The 25,014-nt window shown below is 71.4% G+C and carries 10 protein-coding genes; 7 read left to right on the top strand and 3 right to left on the bottom strand.

What is annotated here, in order from left to right; translation table 11 throughout:
• Positions 1-3 precede the first annotated feature (3 nt).
• From ACFWWQ_RS17180 to ACFWWQ_RS17155, 6 genes are all read left to right on the top strand, one after another.
• Positions 4-2,079, top strand: a complete 2,076-nt coding sequence (locus ACFWWQ_RS17180) for a hypothetical protein (protein WP_384596867.1) — start codon at positions 4-6, stop codon at positions 2,077-2,079.
• Positions 2,036-2,335, top strand: coding sequence for a YbaB/EbfC family nucleoid-associated protein (locus ACFWWQ_RS17175; protein ID WP_384596865.1), 300 nt, complete (start codon positions 2,036-2,038; stop codon positions 2,333-2,335). The genes ACFWWQ_RS17180 and ACFWWQ_RS17175 overlap by 44 nt, the downstream gene beginning before the upstream one ends.
• 130 nt (positions 2,336-2,465) lie before the next feature.
• A complete protein-coding gene (locus ACFWWQ_RS17170; protein WP_384596863.1) occupies positions 2,466-2,798 on the top strand; it encodes a hypothetical protein in 333 nt (110 codons plus the stop codon).
• Complete coding sequence (locus tag ACFWWQ_RS17165; RefSeq protein WP_384596860.1) at positions 2,795-17,020, top strand: hypothetical protein; 14,226 nt, start codon at positions 2,795-2,797, stop codon at positions 17,018-17,020. Before ACFWWQ_RS17170 ends, ACFWWQ_RS17165 begins: the two co-directional genes overlap by 4 nt.
• 98 nt (positions 17,021-17,118) lie before the next feature.
• A complete protein-coding gene (locus ACFWWQ_RS17160; RefSeq protein ID WP_384596858.1) occupies positions 17,119-18,666 on the top strand; it encodes a hypothetical protein in 1,548 nt (515 codons plus the stop codon).
• 55 nt (positions 18,667-18,721) lie between these two features.
• Entirely contained in the window at positions 18,722-22,210 is a 3,489-nt protein-coding gene (locus tag ACFWWQ_RS17155) for a right-handed parallel beta-helix repeat-containing protein (RefSeq protein WP_384596856.1), read from the top strand.
• Between the two features lie 123 nt (positions 22,211-22,333).
• Here ACFWWQ_RS17155 and ACFWWQ_RS17150 read toward each other — a convergent pair whose 3' ends face one another.
• The 3 genes from ACFWWQ_RS17150 to ACFWWQ_RS17140 all read right to left on the bottom strand — a co-directional run bounded on the left by ACFWWQ_RS17150 (position 22,334) and on the right by ACFWWQ_RS17140 (position 24,296).
• Positions 22,334-22,525 carry a DUF1059 domain-containing protein gene (locus tag ACFWWQ_RS17150; protein WP_384596854.1) on the bottom strand — a complete coding sequence of 64 codons (192 nt, stop codon included), beginning with the start codon at positions 22,523-22,525 and terminating at the stop codon, positions 22,334-22,336.
• 116 nt (positions 22,526-22,641) lie between these two features.
• The gene (locus ACFWWQ_RS17145; protein ID WP_384596852.1) at positions 22,642-23,697 is read right to left on the bottom strand and encodes a hypothetical protein; all 1,056 of its coding nucleotides are present in this window, start codon (positions 23,695-23,697) and stop codon (positions 22,642-22,644) included.
• A 146-nt stretch (positions 23,698-23,843) separates the two neighbouring features.
• A complete protein-coding gene (locus ACFWWQ_RS17140; protein WP_384596850.1) occupies positions 23,844-24,296 on the bottom strand; it encodes a GNAT family N-acetyltransferase in 453 nt (150 codons plus the stop codon).
• A 409-nt stretch (positions 24,297-24,705) separates the two neighbouring features.
• Between ACFWWQ_RS17140 and ACFWWQ_RS17135 the strand changes: the two genes are divergently transcribed.
• Positions 24,706-24,909 (top strand): DUF1918 domain-containing protein, encoded by a 204-nt coding sequence (locus tag ACFWWQ_RS17135; RefSeq protein ID WP_384596848.1) that lies wholly within the window; start codon positions 24,706-24,708, stop codon positions 24,907-24,909.
• Positions 24,910-25,014 lie beyond the last annotated feature (105 nt).

The raw sequence follows: 25,014 nt of genomic DNA, 5'->3' as shown, positions 1-25,014 counted from the left end.
CCCATGGCCGACCCCACGCAGTGGCCCGAACTGCTGAACTCCTTCTACGCGAAGGGGTTGCCGGGTGGCACGGCCATCGATCCGATCCCCCCGCTGGAGGCGGTGACGGCACCGCGCTGGACGAAGGCGTACTGGAACTACGCCCTCGGGCAGGACCCGTTCAAGGCGCAGTGGTACACGCGCTACGACGACGGCCGCGGGCTGTCGCGCACCGCGGGCATCACGATGAAGGGCACCGACGAGGACGGCCCGGACAGCAAGGACTCGGCGTGGCCCAAGCTGAACATGGGCTCCTACCACGTCATCCAGGCGCTGGCGGGCACAGGGACCGATGTCACCTCGCTGCCGAGCTTCACCAGCGCCGAGCAGCAACTCCGGGGTGCCATCCAGTACTTCAACAACTACCACATCGGCCTCGACCAGTGGCGGGCCAAGTTGGACGACCCGGAGAGCGGGTGGAAGGGGTCCGCCTCCTCGGCCTTCGCGGACGTACTGCTGCGCCTCTCCCGCGCGTTCGAGGAGATCAACACGCTGACCGGTGGCCCGGACGGCAACGGAGGCTATCTCGGCGCCATCGCCCAGGCGCGCGACGGGCTGCGCTCCGCGGTGGACGAGATGCAGCAGATCTACAGCACCTGGGGCTCCCAGCCCACGTGGTCGCCCGCCGGTGCGCTCCAGCAGGTGCTGTCCGGGCTGAACGTCGACCACAAGGACAATCCGGGCGGCGGCCAGGGCACCACCAAGCTCACCCACAGCGAGTACGGCGAGCTGGGCTACGTCGACCAGCAGGGAACCTGGGACCTGATCGAGCAGCATGCGAAGGACCTGTGGCTGAAGACCGCCCAGCAGTATCTGAACGGCATGGTCAATGACGTCCACATCAAGCTGTCGCAGGCGTACAACGGCGCGGCGCTGGCGCTGAAGCCCGTCCCGCCGAGCATCGAGAACGCCATCAACGGCGGGGGCTACGGCTCCCAGACACCGCCGGGCGGCACCAAGACACCGCCGGACGACACCCAGACACCACCGGGCGACACCCAGACACCGCCGGACGGCACCCAGACACCGCCGGACGGCATCGGTGACGGCAACGGCGACGGCAGCGATCTGCCTCCCGGCCAGACCGACACCAACAGCCTCGGCGACAACGGCCTCGGCGACAACACCGACCTCCCGCCCGGCCAGACCGACACCAACGGCCTCGGCGACAACACCGACCTGCCCCCCGGCCAGACCGACACCAACGGTCTCGGTACCAACGGCCTCGGCAACAACACCCACCTCCCGCCCGGCCAGACCGACACCAACAGCCTCGGCAACAACGGCCTCGGCAACAACACCCACCTCCCGCCCGGCCAAACCGACACCAACGGTCAGAACCACTACGTGCCGCCGTACCTGCGCCACCCCCCCGGCGTGACGCCCCCGGGCAACACCGACGTCAACCGGAAGAACCCGTACACCGGCTACGACAAGAACCACAACGGCGGCAAGAACATCACGTACAAACCGCCGCGCCCGGGGCAGACCGACCTGAAGCGGTGGATGCCCCACGACGTCAAGAACTACACACCGCCGCGGCTCTCCTCCGCCACCAGCCACATGGGCCCCGGCACCGGCTCCGGCTCCGGGCCCGGCGGACAGCAGACCACCTCGAACGGCGCCTCCGGCACCAACGGCGCCAGCGGTGTACGCAGCCCGATCTCCACCTCGTCGTCCGGCGGCAAGAACGGTTCGAGCGTCCCGGTGTTCCCGCCGATGGCCAACGGCATGGGCGGCGGCAAGGGCCAGGAGAATCAGGAGCGGGAACGCACAACCTGGCTGGCCGAGGACGCGTCCGTATGGGGAACCGATCCGGAGCTGGCACCCACCGTGCTCGGCCGTCCGGGCACCCAACTCTTCGCCGACACCGCGTACCAGGGAGAGACCGATGAATGGCAACCCGCTGCTGGGCCGTATGGAGGACGCCCTGGAACGTCTGGAGGAGGTCCGCGTCAAGGCCAAGGAGGCGCGGGAGAGTCTCGACAGGGTCAGCGTGACGGCTACGGCCAAGGATCATCTGCTCAGCGTCACGGCTGACGCCCGGGGCCGGGTGACCGGCATCAAACTGCACAGCACCCGCTACCGCTCGATGGCGGCGGCAGAGCTGGCGAAGGCGTTGCTGGAGACGGTGCAGCAGGCGCAGGCGGACGCCGCCGAGGCGAAGGAGCGGACGATGGCAGCGCACCTGCCCGAGACGCTCGACATGAAGGCGCTGTCCGAGGGCCGTTCGACGCTGGACGACCTCCTGACCTCCTTCACCCGGGGCACCCTCCCCGGCCAGCAACACGGATAGCGGGGACGCGGGCCATCCCGCGGGAGGTGAAACGCCGTGCCGTACGGGATGCCGTGCGGCACGGCGGCACGGCGGCACCATCCGGGCCGCCGGTGTGTGGCGGATGTGATGGGGACGAAGGGAGACGGCCGTGGCCGAGAATCTGGCTGCCGATCTGAGCGGGATAGGCCAGGGTGCGTCCCAGACGGACGACCTGTCCGCCATCGTCAGGGAGATCTCCAAGCAGACGCAGACGGTCTCCCTCATGGTGAACGAGGCGTGCGGCTCCGGCGACGAGACGGCCGACCAGCTGCGGAAGACCTTCCTGCCCGCGGTCGACGCCTGCCATGAACTCCTGGGGAACCTCGCCGTCGCCTTCCAGCAGGCGGCCGAGGACACCTTCGGCACCCAGAAGTCCTTCACCGACGCCGAGGCCGCCAACGTCGACGCCACCCACCACCTGAAGCAGCGGATGACCCGGTGAGCCTCAAGATTTCCGAGGAGGGCCGGGGCTGGTTCATCGCGCTGACGGGGCAGGACTTCACCCACGCGGACGAGGACAAGCTGTACGCGATGGGCGACGGCTACGGGAAGATCCGCCAGAAGCTGGAGGAGATGCCCGAGCAGACGGTCCGCGCCGTCAACTCGGTCCGCAACAGCATCACGGGAGACACCGCCGACGCCTACGCGAAGTCGCTCTCGGAGTTCACCACGGGGGATCGCAACTACATCCGGGCCGGTCAGGAACTCACCGGCAACCTGGAGAAGATGGCCAAGTCGTCCTCGGTCAACATCGAGTACATGAAGATCATGGCGATCCTCCAGATCACCGAGATGCTGATCGAGATCATCGTCGCCATCGCCATGCTCCAGTTCGAGGAAATCCCCGAGATCAAGGTCAAGACCTCGACCTTCCTGCAGCGCCTGCTCCGCTCCCTCCTCGACCACCTCGCGATGCACGTCATCCTCAACGAGGGCATCGGCACCGCGCTGGACGGGCTCGCGCAGCGCATCCAGATGGCCAAGGGCCACCGTGGCTCCTGGGACGCGAGCCTGACCAAGGACGCGGCGCTCGGCGGACTGCTCGACGGTCTGCTGGAGGGCCCGCTGTCGCTGCTGGGCGGGAAGTTCGGCCAGAAGCTGTCCACCGTCTTCGCCTCGCCGGTGGCCAAGAACGTCGCCAAGCAGATCGCCAACGACCTGTCGGTGGCCACCAACACGGTGTCGGACACCACCTCCAAGAGCCTGTCGCACGGCATCCAGGACATCATCACCAAGAACGCCGACGATCTGCTCCGCCCCCTCGGCGGCTCCGGCGCGGGCAAGGGGATCGGCGACACGGCGACGAAGAAGATCAGCGACGACTTCGGCGCTCTCTTCAGCCACACGTTCAAGGACACGCTGGGCGAACAGGCCGCCCGCGACCTCGGCAAGCAGTACGGGAACACCTTCGCCAAGAACTGGGGCAACGAGAGCAAGCCGGCGCTGAAGGAAGTCCTCGGCAACGGCGGCGGCCAGCGGCTCGAACCGGCCGTGCACAAGACGCTGACGAACCTCTCCGACACCACCCTCAAGGCGATCCGTCACCAACACGACCATGTCGCCGGCAAGGCCAGCCACTTCGCCGGCGCGACCGGCGCGGTGACCGGTCAGGCGTATCTGTCCGAGGGCTTCTACAACCTGCTCTTCTCCGAAGAAAAGAGCTTCAGCGTCACGCCGGTGTCCGGCGCCTCGGCCGCGGCGGGCCAGGCGGCCACCCACGTCGGAACCTCCGGCGGCCACGCCGGCGTCTCCGCCCTGACGCAGGCCGTCAAGAACACACCGGGCCCGATCTCCACCACCGTCGACGGCGACCGGAGCCTGCCCTCGTCCAACGAGCCGAACGCGTCCGTGCCTCCGGCCACGTCCAGCGACGGCCGGCAGAACGCGTCGACGGACACCACTCCCACGGGCGGGCAGCAGACCACCACCTCGAACCAGAACTCCGGCGGCGGCTCGACCGACACCTCCACGACGGGCTCCGCGCACTCCTCGTCCCAGCAGAACACCGCGAACAGCAGCAGCGGCGGCAGCGGCGGCGATGACGGCAACCAGCGGCCCCCGACGTCCGGGCATGACGAGGACGCCGCCTCCGTCACGGACGACGAGTCGGTCACGGACAACGAGTCCGTGACGGATACGGACAGCGTCACCGAGGGCAACCAGGGCGACCACAACAACGCGGCCACCTCGAACACGACGCATGACACGCGCCCCACGCCGACGGACGACGACCTGCGGAACACGGCAGCCGTCCAGGCCAACGCCCTGACCGGCCCTCAGCAGTCCACGCACCCGAACGCTTCGCAGACACACACCGCGCAGGCGAGCACCTCGCAGACATCGCCGAAGTCGGAGGCCACGAAGGACGGCGCCACCCCGCCGGTCACGGACCAGCACACGGGCGCCACGCAGCAGGCGACGCACATGGAGCACGAGCAGCGGCAGCCGGATACGGTCACGAACACGTCGAACGACGACACGTCCGGGAACGCGGGCGGCGAGCCGCAGAAGATCGCCACGTCCTCGCACTCCAATGACACCGCGTCCACCGACCGCTCCACCGCCACCCCCGAGAACCAGTCCGACGGCACCCAGAAGCAGCAGCCGCAGTCCACTCCGGCCTCGTCCGAGAAGATCACCGACGAGCACCGGCCGCCACAGGAACAGCAGCAGGAACAGCAGCAGGAACACGAACAGAAACAGGAAGACAAGCAGGAAGAGAAGCAGGAGCCGGAGCAGAAGCAGCAGACGCCGAAGCCCGAGCAGCAGCCCGAGCAGCAGCCCGAGCAGCAGAAACAACCGGCTCCGGAACCGTCCGGCAGCAAGTGGGGCGATCTGACCACGCTCACCGAGCGGGATCGCGCACCGGCGCCGGTGACGCCGCCGGAGTTCGTCACCCAGCAGCGCAGCGTCGTCGGCGAGCACCTCGTGAACGGTGACACATACGACGTGCTGAGCGTCCCGGGCGACGGTGACTGCCTGTTCACCGCAGTGCTGGTGAGCGCCTATCACCAGAACAAGCTGCCCGAGATCCGGGGGCTGGACGTGCAGGGCCTGCGGGACCATCTGGCCCGGCACATCGAGAACGCCGACACCTCGGAGCTGGGGCCGCACTACGTCGACGACCCCGTCCAGCTCGTGGTGGCCGAGGTGTTCGCGAATCCGGCGACGCCCTTTGACGCCCCCCTCGAAAGAGACATCCGTCAGCGCCTGTCCGGCGAGGACGCCAAGAAGCGGCAGGAGGCGTGGCAGGACCTGCTGCGGCACAGCAGGTTCACGGGGTTGGCGGACATCGTCAGGTCCCCGGCGGAAGCACGGGAACTGGGAACCAAGGGGCTGATGGTCAAGGCAGCCCAGAACGGCGACGGGCTCTGGAACTCGCCGTTCGCCGACGACTTCGCGCGGCTTCTCGGTGAGTCCCTCGGCGTCAATGTCACGCTCAAGTCCCTGGACCGGGGCACGCTGCCGTTGTCCACCGGGGAGGGCAGCCCGCTGTACGTGCACTTCGACGGCGGCGGCTCGCACTACCAGGCCATGGCCAAGACCATGTCCGACATCCCGCACGACACCACCACCGAGCCCCGGCCCGACCCGTCACAGGACAAGACCGAGCAGCAGGACACGCCCCACCAGCGGGAGAAGCCGAACCCGCAGGAGCCGCAGGAGCAGCCGAACGACAACGGTCAGGACAACAACCAGCACGACGACCAGAACGACAGCCAGCACAACCCTCAGCACGACGGCCAGAACGATGACCGGAACGACGGCACCCATCAGCCTCCCCCGCAGGAAACCCCGCCCAAGCAGGTCGAGGTGCCACAGGGCTTCGGGAAGGACGGGCGGTACGGCCTGGGCCAGTTCGGGCGGCTTCAGCGGTTCGGGGACACCGCCTTCGGCGCGGGCGGGGAGCGTCCCGCCGGGCTCCACACGCTGGTTCGGTCGGCCCTCGACAACGTTCACGGGCAGCGCGGGGGCCTGCACGGCGGCCGGCTGAAGCCCGCCAACCGCGACCGGCTGGCGGACAAGCTCTCCGCTCAGCTGTGGAAGGACCTGTCGGGCGACAACGGGCAGTACCTGGCCCGGAAGCTGTTCGACGAGGACGGGCTGAAGCTGCGCGTCCCCGTGGGCCGGTTCGGGAACTCGTACACCGTCACGCTCAAGCTCAGCGACGTGCACCGCAACGCGGCGCAGCACCTCAACGCACCGACGCCGAAGCCGGCTTCCTCCCCCGCACCCGGCTCCTCCTCGGCCACCGGTGCGGCCAAGGACACCAAGGCGACCGGGCAGCTGCTGTTCGGCGAGAGTGACAAGGGGCAGCGGGAAGCAGCGGTCAACTACAACGTCAGCGACAGCTCGACGGTGAGCAACAGCCGCAGCCTGTCGGCCACCACCTCGCATGCCTCGCCCGTGAACGACGTGGGCGTGAAGCCCAAGGTGACGCTGACCGGCTCCTCCAGTTCGTCGAAGGGGCACAGCAACCTCACCAACACCTACGTCCGCCCGGAACTGAACCTCACAGGGACGCGGGAACACTTCGGCTTCGAGGGCGCCACACTCTCCGTCGACATCCGCCGCGACGGCGGCGGCCGGCACTGGACGGGCAGCGCGAAGGACACCCTGGAGGTGACCTTCCCGACCGAGCTGACCGATCCGAAGGCCAACCACACCGCACACCCCTGGGAAGTACAGAGCGGCACCTCGCCCACGGCGCGGCAGAAGCTCGCGCAGGCGCTGCAGGGCACGTTCTTCATCGCCCAGGAGAGCCACGGCCAGTCGTCGTTCGTCTCCGGCCTGACCAAGCCGTACGCGTCGATGGGCCCGGACTCGGCGCCGCGGCGGATGCTGGACAACTGGTTCAGCGAACACGGCATGCTGTGGAGCGTCCACCGGATGCTCAGCTCCACGATGCTGCCCTCCACCGTCCACAAGGGAACCCACTACGCCGCCGAGACACGCGCCGGGGTCACCTCCATCCGCCGGGTCGGTGACGCGACGCAGGTGGGCCTGGCCGGCAACACCCGCGACTGGAACTCGGTGTTCCACACCGCCTCCAAGGGCGGCGGCAAGTCCCTCGACGCAACCGTCGTCATCGGCCCCGAGGCGCTGCCGATGCTGTCCTTCCCGGTCGGCTTCAGCCTCGGTACCAGCAACTCGGCGTCACTGACCGAGGGATACACCGGCGGTACGTCCAACACCACCCGCTTCAACGGGCCCAGCGTGCCGTACGAGCTGAAGCTGCGTGTCGAGGCGGGCCTCAACCCGGTGGGGAGCGCGGACTTCTCCAGCACCCGGGACGTGACCGTGATCATCCGCGTCCCCGAGCACCTCACCGACCACTTCGAGCAGCAGCTCGCGGACGTGGCCCTGAAGGACGGCGGCCACCTCACGCAGAGCCCGGACACCCCCCACGAGACGTCCGGCACCGAGGACACCACCTCGCAGCACGACGACGACAGGCACTCCACCGACGAGCGGCCCGAAGAGCGCCCCCAGGAGAACCCCGACGAGATCACCGAGGTCCCGCGGGAAGACCACACGGACCACCGGAACGGTTCCGAGGAACGGCTCACGCCGCCGGAGCAGCCCCCGACCCGCGGGTTCTTCAGCGTCTTCGGGCTCCAGGGGCTCGCCGACCTGCCGAAGACCTTCCTGCACGACGCGCGCCGCGTCGAGACGCGCACGGAGTTCCGGCACAAGAACACCGCCCGGGAGAAGGAGCACCGGCACGCCCTGAACGAGTTCCTGACGACGCACTTCCACGCCGACCAGCTGTCCCATATGGCGTCCGACGTGCTGAACGGCGGTGTCCGGCGGACGTTCCGCAGCCCGAAGGGCGACAACGGTCAGCTGCTGCTGCACTTCGGCGTCTCCGCCCGGCCGGCGCGGCCGGGCGAGGAGGCGCACGCCTGGCGGCTGCCGGTCGCGAACGGCACCGTGCAGAAGTGGCCGACGAACTGGTCGTGGCTCCAGGATTCCCAGGGCCAGACCACCAGCCAGTCGTTCACCGTCGGCGGCGCCCTCTCCGGGAACATCACCGACGAGTTCACGCTGACCCCGGCCGACGCGTTCTTCTCCCGGGGCCGCGACCACTCCGAGTCCGACGGCATCACCACGTACGGCTTCTCCCACATGGGCGCCAACGCCTCCGGTGAGATGTGGCACGACTCGTACCCGGTGGTCTTCGAGATGACCGTGGAGGCCGAGCACGTCTCCGGTACGAAGGTGCTGAACGAGCAGCAGAAGCCGGTGCTGACGAAGACCGTCAACGGCCGCGCCGACTACCTGGTCCCGAAGTCGCTGCCGGTCGAGGAGCACTCCGCCACCGAGCAGACGAAGCACCAGGTCACCGTCGTGGATGTCGAGCCGGATGCCATCGGCAGGAACAAGAGCTACCCGCCGCTGACGACGCCGGCCGACATGACCGAGAACCGGATCGAAAGCCAGGACCGCATCGACCATGTGCACGGCGCCCTGGACCTCCAGCGCGAGGCGGCGAAGCTCTTCGAGCAGGCGGGCATCCCCCGGCAGGACGCCGTCCCCTACGTCGAGAAGCTGCTCACCCCCGACCAGCTCAAGGGCATCCTGAACCGCGACGCGCAGGCGTCGGCCGGGCGGCTGGTCCGGGAGAAGACGTTCACCGACAACAACGTGCAGTTCGTCGTCGAGGCCATCACCGTCGACGACAAGAGCTTCGAGCAGACGCAGGAGCTGTCGAACTTCACGCTGGACGAGGCCATGAGCCGCTTCACCAGCACCGACAAGACGGTGATCACCCACTCCCACGGGCTGGGCGGCTCGCTCAGCGGCTCCAAGGAGAACGGTGATGAATCCGGCGGCGGTTCGGGGGACGCGTCCGGCGGCAAGGCCGTGTCGGACGGCAAGGCCACCGTCAAGGTGACCAGCATCCACCCCGGTCAGTTCGTCGACCAGACGCTGCCGCACCGCCAGCACGAGGCGGACGTCATCTGGCGACTGAGCGTCGTCCAGCGCGACACCAACCTGCTCGGTACATGGGGGACGCCGCAGGTGCTGGTCAAGGATGTCCACGTCGAGGGCGGTGTGTCGTATCTGCGCCCCGAGTACACCAAGGTGACGGCGGCGGAGGCGAAGGTCCCCGAGCATCTGGCGAAGCTGCCGCTGACGGCGATGACTCTGGACCTGTCCCCCCGGAACACCGATCCGACGGCGACGGGGCAGGACGGGAACGGCAACCCCGGCGGCTCGACGCCCCCGGTGTCGTCCTCGATCCTGAAGACGGTGGAGAAGCTTCTTCAGCAGCACGCACCGGACGCGCTGGGGAAGAACCACGGGTACAACAAACCGGGCACCGTGACGGAGGCCGGGGGCGACAGCATCTTCGACGCCCGCACCCTGCAGAGCACCAGCAGCCTGCTGCGCGGCACGGGCCTCCACGTCCGCATGCGGACGGACGGCTTCGGCCACCACACGTACACCAACATCGTCACCCAGCTGACCCGGGGCTCCGGCGGCGCGCACTTCACCGGCAAGATCTCCAAGGGCGTGCTCTCCCGGTACACGCAGTCCCATATCCGCGTCGAGGAGGCGCGCTCCCACACCGTCAAACACTCCGGATCGTTCGGCGGCGGCGCCTCCGGTGGCAAGGGCAGCAACGGCGCCTCGCCGTCCCTCTCCCTCGGCTTCGGCCGGAGCACCACACTCTCCGGCAGCGACGCGATCATGATCCGCCGCCACGACGCGTACTCGACCGCCGAGGAGGAGCTGTACGTCTACGAGGTCGACAGCACGATCGACCTTACCGTCGAGAGCGTCAGCCATGCGTCCCAGCTGGTCAACGCCCTGCTCCTCGGCCAGGCCGCCACGATCAAGGGCGGCGCCGAAACGCTGTGGCAGTACGTCACCCAGCACGAGGACGGCACGCACACCCTCTCCGTCCCCGTACGGGAGGAAGTGGTCGTCGCCCGCTCCGAACTCTCCCCGGAGCAGCTCAAGCAGGTCGAAGAGCAGACCGGGAACCAGGCCGCACACCAGGGCCTGCACACGGAGACGCCGTCCCCGCAGCAGACACCTACGGACACGCAGACGCAGACGCTGCCCCCGCAGCAGACTCCGAAGCCGATCGGCAAGGACGAGTTCCGCAACCACGGCGTGCTGGTGGACATGAACGAGTCGTCCTCGCGGAAGCTCTTCGACGGACTGATGAAGGAACTGAGCGAGCACGACGGCGCCCCGAAGAAGTTCGCGGAGAAGGGGCAGGCCGGCCGCGAGCAGCTCCGCCAGCTCCTCAACTCCCGCGAGCTGGCCTGGCATCTGCACCGCTCGGGCCTCGGCAAGGCCACCGAGGACGACAGCACCTTCGGCGCGCGGCTGACCACCGAGGCCGGTGTCGCGACGCTCACCTATGGAAAGCTGCGGCTCACCTTCACCCAGCTCGCATTCGGCTCGCCGGAGGGCTGGGTCAAGGGCACCTCCGAGCGCTCCGACTACCAGTACCAGTACCACACCCAGTCCCACGCGGTCGGCAAGGACCGCAGCGTCGGCGGCAGCGCCACCGCCAACTTCGCCGCGGCCACCGGCAAGATGACGCAGAACCTCGCGGGGAAGTTCAAGCAGGGCCGTACCGAGTCGCATGACAGCGGCGCGTTCACCTCGATGCCCACCGAGTCGATCGACCGCACCGTGCACTGGCTGCGCCACAGCCCCACGAAGCTCAAGGTCGATGTGCATGTGGCCGCGGACAGCTCCGTCGACCACTTCGACCTCGGCAACGTCACCCGCAACGACGTCTACCAGGGCAGCTTCGCACTCGACGACATGCTGCAACTGCGGTACTCGCCGGAGGCGGTGGTCCGCGAGGTGGGCGGCGTCACCGAGGCTGCGGTCAAGGTCGACTCGGGCTGGTACCTCGCCCCGCACCACGCCGGGGACGAGCAGCAGACCGCCACCATGCTCGACGCGCTGCGCACCGCCCAGGAGTCGGACCTCACCGAGGGCCGCACCACCTGGCATGTCACCTCGGGCGGCGACGGCACCGTCCTCGTCCGCGACCAGCGCCTGAGCGAAGCGGACTTCCTCGACCGGTACGTCCGCCCGCAGCTCACCCCCGAGCAGAACGCGGACCTGCACCGCCTGATGCACTGGGACGGGCCGGACGCCCCCGGCGCCACCCGCCGGCTCGCCATCGACACCTCCACCCGGCCGACGCCCGATGAGTCGCACCACCACCGGAACGAGAACCAGGACGACGGCGGGAACGAGCCCCCGCACGACAACCAGGACAACAACCCGAACGAGAACCCGAACGAGAACCGGGACCACACCCACACCGAGCCCCCGCACGACAACCGCGACAACCACCCTACCGAGCCCCCGCACGAAACCCCGGAAGACAACCCGGAAGACAACCCGGACCCCGCCCCCTCCCAGCCGCTCCCCCTCGTCCACCAGCCCCAGGTCCCCCAAGGCTTCGGCGACGGCGGGCACCACCCGCTCGGGCAGTTCGGGTCCGTCGTGCGGATCGGGGACATCCCCATCGGCGTCCCCGGGCCGCGTCCCGCCTCGCTCACCGCGCTGGTGCGGTCCGCCGTCGACCAGACCGGGACGACGCTGGCGCCCGGCCACAAGAACGCCCTGGTCAACAAGGTGGCCGCCGAGGTGTGGCAGAAGGTCTCCGGACCCGAAGGCCCCCTCCTCGTACGGCAGTTGCTGTCGAAGGACGGGCTCACGCTCGATCTGCACGACGACCGGCAGTCGAAGTACCGGCTGAAGGTCCGGCTCGACGGGCTGTCCCGGAACGGAGCGACCCATCTGCCCGATCACCAGGCCACCCGGAAGCTGCCGTTCGGCGCGAAGATCCGGGGGCACCGCGAGGCGACCCTCAACCGGCAGTACGGCGGCACCCACACCACCTCCAACGCGCGCTCGCTGACCAGCACCACATCGTTCAAGCCGGCCGCCGAGCACGCGGTGCTGAGCCTCGCCTTCAACCTCGGCGGCTCGTCCAGCGCCTCCGCCGGGCAGAGCTTCCTCCACAACTCCTACGACCGCCCGGAGTTCGTGTTCAGCGGCGACCAGGAACACTTCGCCTTCCCGCACGCCACCCTGAAGGCGGAGCTGCACGGCGTCCCCAAGGCCGTGCAGCACCAGGCACCGGTCCACCGGCCGGTGCCGGTCGAGGTGGCCTTCCCGCACGAGCTGACCGGCCACGAGGCCAACCACACCAGCCACGACTGGGAAGTCACCCCGCGCACCCCGGACGAGCGCCGCCGCGTCGCCCGCGCGCTCCAGGACACATTCTTCCTGGTCCGGGAGAGCAGCGGACAGGAACAGCTCGCGTCGCTGCTGGCCGGCCCGTACCCGCACATGGGCCCGGGATCGCGGGCGCGCGAGTTCCTGCACCACTGGTTCGGCGAGATGGGCACCGTCGCCCATTTCTCCCGGATGCTCAGCACCACCCGGCTGCCGTCCGTCCACAGCGACGGGCACCACTACGTCTCGGACGTCCGGGCGGAGATCCTGTCCGTCAAGCGGACCGGCGACGCGTTCGACGCCGGGCTGGCGAACAACGTCCGTGCGTGGGACTCGCTGTTCCACACCACGTCCCAGGGCGGTGGCAAGAGCTTCGGCGTGGATCTCACCGTCGGGCCGAAGCTCTCCGACAACGACCCGTCGCTGTCGTTCCCGTTCTCCTTCGCGCTGAGCAGCAACAACTCCTCGTCACTGACCGAGGGCAACACCGGCGGCATGCTGGACACCGTCCGCTTCAACGGGAAGAGCGTCCCGTACGAGGTGCACCTCACGATGGAGGCGACGCTCACCGAGGCGGGCGCGCCGGCGATGCCGCCGCACTCCGTGCCGGTGCGGCTGGTCGTGCACGTCCCGGAGCATCTGACGGACCACTTCGAGTACCGGCTGGCGCACGCCATGGGCCGGCCGGCGCACCCGCCCCTGGAACTGACGACGCCGCCGCCGAGCCCGCCGAAGTTCGGGATGTACGAGGGGTTCGGGGTCTCCGGACTGTCGCACCTCGTGGACCACTTCCGGAAACAGGCCGTCGTGGCGGAGCGGAACGTCGACTTCTCCCATCTGACGCCCGAGCACCGCACCCGCCACCTCGACCAGCTCAACCGCTTCCTGGAGATCCGGTTCCATGTGAACGAGCTGTCCCGCAAGACCAAGGAGGTGTTCGGCGACGGGCTGCATCTGACGTTCCTCGGGCCGCGCGGCGACAACGGCACCCAGCTGCTGCTCCACTTCGAGGTGCGGGGCGAACACCGCCAGGACGGCGGCACCGACGGCCCGTGGCGGCTGCCGGTCGACGACGCCACTGTCCAGAGCTGGCCCACCCACTGGAACTGGCTGTCCACGACCGACTCCGTCGGCAACGGCCAGTCCCTCTCGCTCGGCTTCTCGATGTCCGCGGGCGGCGGCGGGATGACCTTCACACCGCCCGGGCTGAACTTCGGGCGCTCCCGTGACGTCTCGCTGACCAACGGCATCACGACGTACGCGTTCTCCCACCACGGGACGAACGCCTCCGGCACGATGTGGCACGACCACTACCCGGCGCGCTACCACGTGTCGGTGCACGCCGAGAAGATCACCGGCACGGCGTCCGAGACGTCCACGCCACACGTCACCCACCCGACCGGCGCGGTGCAGTACCTGGTGCCGAAGTCGCTCTCCGACCTGTCGGTCGTCCAGCACTCCGACGGTGCGGCCGGCGACGGTCCGCCGCCGGTCGCGCAGCGGGCGCCGAAGCCGACCTGGAACGGCAAGTCGATGACCTTCTCCGACCTCGTGCTGCCCGACGGCTTCAGGCAGGAGCGGCTGGAGTCGGGCGACCGGATCGACCACGTCCGGCACGCCCGTGCGCTGCGGGAGGCCGCGGCGGAGCTGCTGGCCGAGCTGCACGTACCGCCGTATGTCGCCTCGTACCTCCAGCACATGATCACCACCGACCAGCTCAAGGGCGCGCTGAGCAGTGATGCGAAGGCGCTGCCGGGCCGGTTCGTGGTGGGGCAGCAGTTCGCGGACGCCCATGTGTATCTGATGGCGGAGGCGATCACCGGCAACAAGCGGCCGCTCAGCGCGGAGACGCAGGAGCTGTCGTCGTTCAGCCTCACCGAGTACATGCTCCGGCACACCCAGAAGGCGCAGATCTCCGGCGGGAACGCCTGGACATCGGGCGGGAGCATGGAGTACGCGGGGAAACAGGGCGACAACGGTGGCAGCGGATCGGTCGGCTACTCGGAGACGTGGAGCCGTTCCAAGGCCCGCACCACCATCGAGATCGACGACACCCACCCCGGCGAGTTCTTCTCGGTCGACGTCCCGCACGAGCACCACGCCATGGACGTCGTCTGGCGGCTGAACATCGCCGTCACCAAGAACAACATGCTGGGCACCTGGAAGGCGGACGGGCTCAGCACCACCCTGCACGTGCCGGGCGGCGCGACGTTCCAGCGCCCGGTGCTGGCCGAACGGACGGCGGAGGACGCCGAGGTGCCGCCGACGCTGGAACAGCTGCCGATCCTGTCGATGACCACCGGGCTCACGCCGGTGCCCGGCGCCCCCCACACCACCGCCAACGGCCCGCACGAGCAGAACGAGCCGCCGCGGGAGAACCACGAGGAGCAGCGGCAGGAGACCCACGGCGACGGCCCCCGCGACCGGACGCAGGTGCCGAACGAGCAGCCGCCCGTGCCGGACCGGACGCTCTCGCAACAGGTGCTCGGTCAGCTCGTCACGCTGCTGTCGCGGGCGGCGCCGCAGGTCCTCGGCCCGCTGAACACCCTCAACGCACCGGCCGGGGCCATGAAGTCCATGGCCGACAGCATTCTCGACGGCGCCTCGCTGCGCGGCCTGTCCAGCCTGCTGCGGGACACCGGACTGACCCTGCGGCTGCGCACCGACGGCGTCGGCCACCACACCTACGTCGACGTCCACCTCCGGATGGACCGGAACGCGACGGCGGCCCGCTTCACCGGGAAGTCGGCGCACGGCGTCCTCTCCCGCTACATCCAGTCCAACACCCGTGTCGAGGACCAGTTCAGCGCCTCCACGAAGCACAGCAAGGGCGTCACGCTCGGCGCCGGAGGCAGCGGCGCCGGGGGCGGCGCCTCGCTGTCGGGGTCCTGGACCCGCTCCACCGGGAACGGCGTCGCGAACAACAGCAGCGTCATGGTCCGCCGGCACGACGCGTACACGACCAACGCGGAGGACCTGTTCGTCTACGAGACCGACGCGACGCTGACGCTGACGGTGGAGAGCTCCTCGCACGCCTCGCAGCTGGTCGACGCCTTGCTGCTCGGCAAGGCCCACCTTGTCGAGGCGGGCATCGACAAGGCCGCCACCTGGTTCTCGCCCGACCGGAACGCCCCGCACGAAATCACCGTCCCGGTCCGGGAGGAGGTCCTCGTCCCCCGGTCCGAACTGCCGGTCCCCGTGACCGGCACGCCCACCCCGCTGGCCCCCATCACGTCCCAGGAGTTCCTGAACCACGACGTGCTGGTGGACATGGACGAGCGGGCCGGGCACACGCTGTTCACCGATCTGATGACGCAGCTGGCCAGGCACCCCGGAGCCCCCAAGGTCTTCGCCGATCCCCGGCACGGCGGCCATGTGCAGCTCAAGCAGCTGATCGGCGCCCGGGAGCTGGCCCGCCACATGGTGCGCACCGGCCTGGGCACCCCGACGACGCGGACCGCGACGTTCCCGGTGCGCATCACCGCGGAGGGCGGGGTCGCCACGCACACCCACGCCCAGGTCACCGTCGGTTTCGTCCCCGGCAACCTGGGCCTGTCGCAGGGCTGGCACCAGGGCACCGGCGAGCGGGCCGACTACGACCTGCAGAACGACATCGACGCGCACACCGACAACCTCGGCACGAAGCTGGGCGGCTCCACCGCCGGCAGCTTCGCGGGCGCCAAGCAGGGGTTCTCCGCGTCCTCGTCGGTGACGCAGACGCTGGAGCACGACTCCGGCGGCCAGGTCGCGCTGCAGAAGAACTCCGTCGACCGCACCGTGCACTGGCAGCGGCACACGCCGACCTCCGTGGACGTGGTGGTGAAGGTGGCCACGTACAGCACGTTCGACGCGTTCGGGCTGCCGAAGATCTCCGACAGGAACGTCTTCGAGGAGACCTTCACCCTGCACGACGCGCTGCAACTGCGGTTCGGCCCCGAGGCGGTGCTGCGCGGCATCGGCGGGGTGCAGCCAGGCGCGATCCGGGTGGACTCCGGCTGGTACCTGCCCGCACACCCTTACGGCGAAGCCGACGGCGCGCAGCAGAAGGCGATGTTGGACGCGCTGCTGACGGCCCAGAAGACGACGGCGGACGACGGCCGGCAGACCGTGCACCTGACGTCCGCGGGCGACGACGTCCTGGTGGGCGGCGAGCGGATGAGCCGCGAGCAGTTCCTCGATCGTTACGTGAAACCGCACCTCAGTCCCGAACAGGCGGTGAGACTTGATGAGTTGGTTCAGTGGGACGGCGGGGCGGGCGCACCGCTCCTGCTCCACCTCGACCTGCCGGGCTACGTCCTCGGCACCCACGGCCCGCGCCCGAAGACACCCGAGCCGGAGACCCCCGACCTGCTGGGCCTGCCCGAGGCGTCGGAGAGCCTCAAGTCCTGGGCCGCCGCGCTCCACACGGCACTGGACGCGGCGATGGAGCACTACTGACCGGCATCCGGGCCACCGCCGGGCGGAACGCCCCCTCCGCGTCCCGCGCGGCGGCGCCCCACACCCCCCAACACCCGACGAGTGAAGCGGAACTCATCATGACCGACGAGACGGCGAACTCCCGCAGCGCGAAAGAGACCGGCGCCGCCGGAGTCACCGGCGAAACGCCCGCGCCCGTGACCGACACGCCGCAGAAGAACGGTCCGGCCGGTACCGCCGACGCGCCCACCCCGGCCGCGTCCACGGACACCCCCACCACGTCACCGGGCACCCCGAAGACGCCGGCCGGCGGGACGACCCTGCGCCCCGAGCAGGAGCAGCCGGAGACGGCTGCGGAGGTGTCCGACGAGGCCCCGGCGGCCACCGGCGGAGCCGCCGGGGCGACCGTGCTGCGGCCCGGCGCGCCGCTGCCCGGCGCGGCGGACACGGAGGCCGGTGCGGAGACGGATGCCGCGCCCCGGCCGGACGGCGGGGACGGCTCCGGCGCCGAGGCGGCGGACGACGGCGCGGCCGCTGCGGAGGCCAAGGAACCCGCCGCGACCGAGGCGGCCCCCGCCCCGGCGGGCGCGTCCGCCGGTAAGAAGGCGTCCGCCGGGCGGCGCGGCCTCGGCCTCTTCCGCCGCGTCGACGCGGCGACGGGCGCGGCGGCCGGTGCGACGGGCGCGGACGCCAAGGCGGAGAGCGGCAGCCGGGTCTCCCCCGGTGTGGTGGCGGGCGCGGCGCTGGCCGGGGTGGTGCTCCTGGGCGCGCCGTTCGCGATCTCGGCGCTGAGCAAGGGCTTCGCCGCGTCGTCGGCGCGCGCCGCCGGTGATCTGACGCAGCCGCTGCCGGACATCGGCGGCGACGGCGGCAAGGGCTTCGTGCCCGTACCGGGCGGCGTTCGCGACGACGGCGGCGCGGCCCCCCGGAAGGACGGCCGCGCGCCCGCCGACACCGGGAACGGCCACGGCGACGGCAGCTCCGGCGGCTCCGGTTCCGGCTCCGGGCCGCACACCGACGGCGACGCCACCACCCGCACCGACCCGACCGCCGGCCGCGCCGACCACGCCGACCACGCCGACAAGGCGGGCGCGGGCGACAAGGGCTCCGGCTCCGAGACGCACACCCAGACGCTGGCGACCCATACCTTCACCGCGTTCGCCGGGCCGACCTGCGGGACCGGCTCCCACGCCTCGTACCACGAGATCGGCGCGTACGGCGACGGCATGAAGGGGTGGCTGACGCGGACCGGCGGATCGACGGCCGGGGGCTGCGGGGGCGGCTCGCGGGCGATACCGATGTCCGGTGACGCGGATTCGCCGGACTCGGATGTGACCGCGTATTGGCAGTTCAATTCCGGGATGAAGTCGGCAAGTTGCCGCATCTCGGTCTACATACCCCAAGGGAAGAGCCCGGTGGAGGTGGGCGGGGCTCCCGCGCGATACTCGGTGCACAAGGGCACCAAGTGGTACGGCGGGGACCTCGCCGGGTTCCACATCGACCAGCCTCGCAACAAGGGAAGCTGGGTGCTCGGCACCACGGTCCATGTGGAGGGCGGCCGGTTCACCCTCCGGGTGACCAATGCCGGGCAGGACTGGGAGGGCGACACCTCGACGCGGGCGCACGTCGCCGTCGCCCAGGTGAAGGCCGAATGCCGCGCAGAGTGAGCACGTTCGGGTCCGGCGCCGTCACGGCGCCGGGCCCTGGAGGGAGTTAGCGGGGATGAGCCGTCAGGTGCTGGCCGTGGGGCCAGACGGGTCCGGGGAGTTCGCGACGATCGCGGAGGCGGTGCAGGCGGCGCCGAGCGGTGCGCTGATCACCGTGGCCCCGGGCCGGTACGCCGAGGCGCTGGTGTTCACCGGCATCGTGACCGTGATCGCCGCGGAGGGCCTCGGCACGGTGCGGATCACGCCGCGTACCGGCTCCGCGGTCACGGTGGCCGCCGAGGCGGTGAAACTCACCGGTCTCGTGGTGCACGGCAGCGACCCCGAGCGCCCGGCCGTGGACGTCGCCGACGGCCAGCTGGAGCTGGACGGCTGCGAGGTCGGCGGCGCGGCCTGGGCCACCGTCCTCGCCCGCGACACCGGCACCCTCGCCATGCGCGACTGCGAGGTGACCAACCCCAAGGGCGCCGGGATCGTCGTCACCAGCGAGGCGGAGAGCGTCATCGAGGACTGCCGGCTGGCCGACCTCGGCGCGTCCGGCATCGTCATCGGCGGGCACGGCGACCCGCTGGTGCGCCGCTGCACGGTCCGTGACGCGCGCGGCAACGGCCTGTACGTCAGCGGCCACGGCCAGGGCACCGTCGAGGACTGCGACTTCTCCGGGACGGCGCAGCCCGGCGTCGCGCTGGAGGACGACAGCTCGACCCGGCTGCTGCGCTGCCGCATCCACCGCACGAAGGCCGTCGGCCTGCATCTGGCCAGCCGCAATCAGGTGCTGGTCGAGGACTGCCACGTCGAGGAGACCGGAAAGGAGGGCGTGACGGTCGCCGAGCACGCCGACCCGCTGGTGCGGCGGCTGCGGGTGGCCCGTACCGCCGGGCAGGGCGTGCGGATGTACGACTCGGCGCGGGGGCGGTTCGAGGACTGCGCGGTCGAGGCGAGCGAGGGCACCGGCCTGTGGGTGGGCGGTGCGGCCCGGCCGGTCTTCGTGGACCTGCGGGTCGCGGACGCCAAGGGCACCGGCGTGGAGCTGACGCAGGACTGCGTGCCGGAGCTGGACCGGCTGACGGTGACGGAGCCGACGGGCATCGGGGTGCGGGTGGCCGAGGACGCCCGGCCGACGCTGCGCCGTACGGTGCTGACCGGCGGCGGCGCGCACGGCCTGGAGGTGTGCGACACCAGCCAGGGCCGGTTCGAGGACCTGGAGATCACCGGCACCCGGCGCAGCGGCGTCCAGATCGGCGGCGAGGCCCGCGCCCGGCTGAACATGCTGGTCGTACGGCAGAGCGGTGCGGCGGGGATAGCCGTGTCCGGCACGGCGTCGGTGCGGCTGCGGGACTGCGATGTGGCCGGTACCGGCGGCGACGGGCTGTCGGTCGGCTCCGGCGCCAATGTCGTGGCGACGCAGTCGCGGTTCCACGACGGGGAGCGCAACGGCATCCTGGTGGCGGCCGGGGGCTCGGGCACCTTCACCGGCTGCGAGGTCTTCGGCAACCGCGGCGACGGCGTCCTGACGCACACCGACGGGCAGTTCGCGCTGCGGTCCGTCTCCACCTGGGAGAACGGCGGCGCCGGGGTGCACCGCACGGTGGTGAGCGAGAACGCCCTGCTGGAGGAGGTGATGTCGCGCGGCAACGGCCTGGCCGACATCCACGGCGACGCGGCGGACGGCGCGGCGGCAGGTCCGGCGGCGGCGCGCGGCGAGGCGGCACGCGGCGGCACGGACGTACCGGCCGCGGGCAGCGCCGCCTGGGACGCGGCCACCGGCGCGACGGACAACGCCGCCGGTGCGGACGGCGGGCAGCGCCCCGCGGACGGCGCCGCGCCGGACGACGGCGGATCCGGCCGCACGGACACGAAGAAGGACACGAAGAAGAAGGCCCCCGCCTCGCCGCTGGAGGAGCTGGAGCAGCTGGTCGGGCTGGCCTCCGTCAAGCACGAGGTGACCACGCTGGTCAGCCTCAACCGCATGGCGCGGCGCCGTGAGGAGATGGGCATGACGGTGCCGCCGATGAGCCGTCATCTGGTCTTCGCCGGGCCGCCGGGCACCGGCAAGACGACCGTGGCCCGCCTCTACGGCACGATCCTCGCCGAGCTGGAGGTGCTGCGGTACGGGCATCTGGTGGAGGTGGCGCGCCAGGACCTGGTGGCGCAGGTCGTCGGCGGTACGGCGATCAAGACGACGGAGGCGTTCAACAGGGCGCTCGGCGGGGTGCTCTTCATCGATGAGGCGTACACCCTCACCTCTCAGTCCGGCTCCGGCGGCCCCGACTTCGGGCGGGAGGCGGTGGACACCCTCGTCAAGCTGATGGAGGACCACCGCGACGACGTCGTCGTCATCGCCGCCGGATACTCCTCGCAGATGCGCAGCTTCCTGTCGTCGAACCCGGGCATGGCCTCGCGGTTCAACCGCACCGTGGAGTTCCCCAACTACACGGTGGACGAGCTGGTGACCATCGTCGAGAGCATCTGCGAACGGCACGAGTACGCCCTCGCCCCGGCCGCCCGGGACGGGCTGGACACGCTGTTCCGGAAGATGACGCGGGACGAGACGTTCGGCAACGGGCGCGCCGCGCGCGGGGTGTTCGAGGAGATGGTGGACCGGCAGGCGTTCCGCCTGGCGAACGAGGTGAACGCCTCCCCCGCCGATATGGTCCGGCTGCTGCCGCAGGACCTCGGCGAGGTCGCCGGATCCGGTGTCGGTGCGGGCGCGGCGGGCGGCGACGAAGGTCAGCTGGAGTCACTGCTCGGCGAGTTGGAGCAGATGGTGGGGCTGGCGGAGGCCAAGCGGCAGGTCTCGGACCTGGTGCATCTGCTGGCCAACGCCCGGCAGCGGGAGGCGGCGGGGCTGCCGTCGCCGTCGCTCAGCCGCCATCTGGTCTTCGTCGGCCCGCCCGGCACCGGCAAGACCACCGTGGCGCGGCTCTACGCGAAGCTGCTCAAGGCGCTGGGCGTGCTCGCCGGTGGCCAGGTGGTGGAGGTGGCGCGCGCCGACCTGGTCGGCCGGTACGTCGGCCACACGGCGCAGATGACCACCGAGGCGTTCAACAAGGCGCGCGGCGGGGTGCTCTTCATCGACGAGGCGTACACCCTGACGCCGTCCGAGCGGGGCGGCAGCGACTTCGGCCAGGAGGCGGTGGACACCCTCGTCAAGCTGATGGAGGACCACCGCGACGACGTCGTCGTCATCGCCGCCGGATACGAGGACGAGATGGGTGCGTTCCTCGCCTCCAACCCCGGTCTCACCTCCCGTTTCTCGCAGCGGGTGGAGTTCGGCAACTACGACGCCGACGAGCTGGTGATCATCGTGGACCGGCAGGCCGGGGCGGGCGGCTACACCTGCGCCCCGGAGCTGGAGACGCTGCTGCGTACGCACTTCGCGTCGGTGCCGAGGGACCGCAACTTCGGCAACGCCCGCTACGCCCGCAAGGTCTTCGAATCCCTCGTCACCCGCCAGGCGGGCCGCCTCAGCCGCCGGACGTCCCCGAGCCGCGAGGAACTGCTGCAACTGGTGCCGGAGGACTTTCAGGAGACGTCGTTGACGTGACCCAGGGGGCGGACCGCGGTCGCCCGCCCCCGGCTCGCCCCGGGGCCGTGGGCGCACACCGCGCCGGTCGCCCGGCGGTGCGTACCGCGCGCACCACCGCGACGACCGGCGCGGCCCGCAGGCTCAGGCGTGCTGCGGCATCTCGTTCTTGAGAGCGGACCGGATCTGCTCACGCAGTTCGGGGCCCGCCGCGTGCCCGTGGACGGATACGGCGTGTTCACTGGCGGCGCGCACCACTTCCTCCTCCTCGCCGGAGATGGTGAGCGTGCACCGCGATTCGCTGGGGTAGTCCCGGCAGTCGATCACCTTGCGCATGACGTACCTCCTCACACCTCCAGTCTCCGCCCACCCGCCCGTCGGCCGCCTGCGCGCGGCCGGGCGGCCCGACGACGCCGGGCCCCGCCGCCCGGCTGCCCGGCCGCCCGCTCCGCTCAGTCCGGGTTCTCCTCCCGGCTGCGGCGCCGATGGTCGACCACGCCCCAGCCGATCGCACCGGCCAGCAGGGCGCCGCCCAGCGCCGTGGTGCCCAGGCCGGTGCCCGCGGCGCCGCCGAGACCGGTGTCGGAGCCACCCTTGGGCAGGAGGCCGTGGTCGGCGGCGACCACCGTCAGGGTGCCGGTCAGCGTGGCCTCCCCATGCCCGCGGTCGTCGCCGCCGGTCGTCGGCACGGCGCCGCCCGGCCGTACGGCGGCCACCGCCCGGGCCGTGCCCGCACCCGCCGTGCCGGCGCTCGCCGCCCGACCGTCCACCGGGCCCGCGGCGGGCCGCCCGGCTCCGGCCGCGCCCCCGGGGTCCGCCGGTGCGCCCGCCGCACCGTCGCCGGGCAGCAGCGCCTCACCGGACGCGGCCGATCCGCCGTCGCCGGGCGTGCGGAGGGTGCCGTCGCCGGGTGCCAGGGGCACGCCGTCCCCGGCCCCGGGCGCGCCGTCCCCGGCCCCGGGCAGGCCGTCGCCGGGCGGCGTCCCGCTGCCGGGGAACGTCCCGTCCGGCAGGTCCCCGCCGGGCAGGCCCCCGTCCGTCGTCGGGGCACCCGGGTCCGCCGCGCCCGGATCGCTCTGGGGCACCAGCCCGCCATCGCCCTGCCGCGCCCCGGGCCGGTGGCCGCTCCCGCCGTCATGGCCGGAGCCCGCGCCGCCGTGGCCGCCGTGGCCGCCGTCCTGGCCGCCCTGGCCGCAGACGACGGTCACCTTGTACGAGCCGGGCTCGGCGGACTCGGGGACCCGCCCGGTGCCGCCCACCTGGTTGCGGAGCGGGGACAGCTTCATCGTCGGTATGCCCGCGCCGTCGAACGTCGCCTCGCCGCTCCCCCCGGGGCAGTTGCCGCCGTCGAAGACCGAGAACTCCTCCCCGGGGGCGACCGGATCGGGCTGGACGACCGCCCGGTGCGCGTCGCCCGCGGCGAGGACCGGCCCGGCGCCGGTCAGGGCCAGCGAGGCCGCGAGGGCGCCGGTGGCCGGTGCGTGTCGGAGGACATGCCGTATGAACATGCACCGAGCAGACCCCGGCCGCCCGCCGGGCGCACCTCGGTCCGGGCCCGACGGCCGCGCAACGGGCCCCGACCGCCGCCATCCGCGCAGGTCACCGGCGGCGCTGCGCCGACCGGGTAGCGGCTGGGCCGGACGGGGTCCGGCGGTCAGCGGCCGGGCGTTTCCGGACCGGCCAGCGGCCGCGTCATCCACTCCCCCGGCACCGGCAGCGGCCGGAACCCGGCCTTCTCGTACACCCCGTGCGCGTCCCGGGTGGCGAGCACGATCCGCGGCAGCCCGCGCGCCGCGAGGTCGGCGGCGACCGCCTCGACGAGGGCGGTGCCCAGGCCCCGGCCGCGGTCGGCGGGATCCACGTAGACATCGCAGAGCCAGGCGAAGGTGGCGCGGTCGGTGACCACCCGCGCGTACGCCGCCTGACGGCCCGAATCGGTGGCGAACAGGCCGAAGTTGAGCGAACCGGCCACCGCCCGCTCCTGCCGTTCCCGGGAGCGGCCGGGCGCCCAGTAAGTGTCCTCGGACAGCCAGCGGTGCACCCGCTCACCGTCCAGCCGCGCCGGGTCAGTGGACAGCTCGTAGCCCGCGGGCAGATGCGCGTTCATGGCCGGAGAGTCGCAGACCGGCGGGGCGCACGTCGAGCCCTTTGTCCTACGGCCCGACCTCCTGCCAGGCGGCGGCCAGGCGCCGTCCGCACCCGCAGCGCAGCAGGAGCTGAGGACGGGGGAAGGAGAGGGCGGAGGCGGGCGCGCGGACGGGCTGAGGCGCCGCGGCGGAGCGGCCAGGAGCCGGCGGGGCGGGGCACCGCGGCGCTCGGGCCCGGGCCACTCCGAGCCCGAACGCCCCGCCCGCTCCCCTCCTCCTTCGCCTCGCGCCGGATGCGCCCGCCACCCCCCGACGTAAACTGGCCGCAGCGGCATGTACCGCCGTCCGGGCCGCCCCGGCCCGTAATCCGTTGGCCAGGCCGCCCGGCCGAGTGGCGGCCGTACGGCCTTCCAGGCGGGAGGACCCCTGATGCATGCGACCACGGGCGACCGACTGCTGGTGCACGGCAGGACCGTCGGACAGCACGACCACATCGTCGAGATCATCGAAGTGCTGGGTGACCACGGCGATCCGCCCTACCGCGTCCGCGACGACTCGGGTCATGAGGCGATCCTGTCGCCCGGCCCCGACGCGGTCGTCCGCCACGCGAAATCGAGCGAGCACACCCGCTGAGGGCGGTGGGGGGGGCGGCGCGCGCCCCCCCCCCCCCCCCCCCCCCCCCCCCCCCCCCCCCCCCCCCCCCCCCCCCCCCCACAACAGCAACCAGCGCCCCCCGCC

Source organism: Streptomyces sp. NPDC059080 (genome assembly GCF_042739975.1).
GTDB lineage: Bacteria > Actinomycetota > Actinomycetes > Streptomycetales > Streptomycetaceae > Streptomyces > Streptomyces benahoarensis.
Note: the sequence above shows the minus strand (reverse complement) of the source record. Positions and strands in the feature narration are given on the sequence as shown.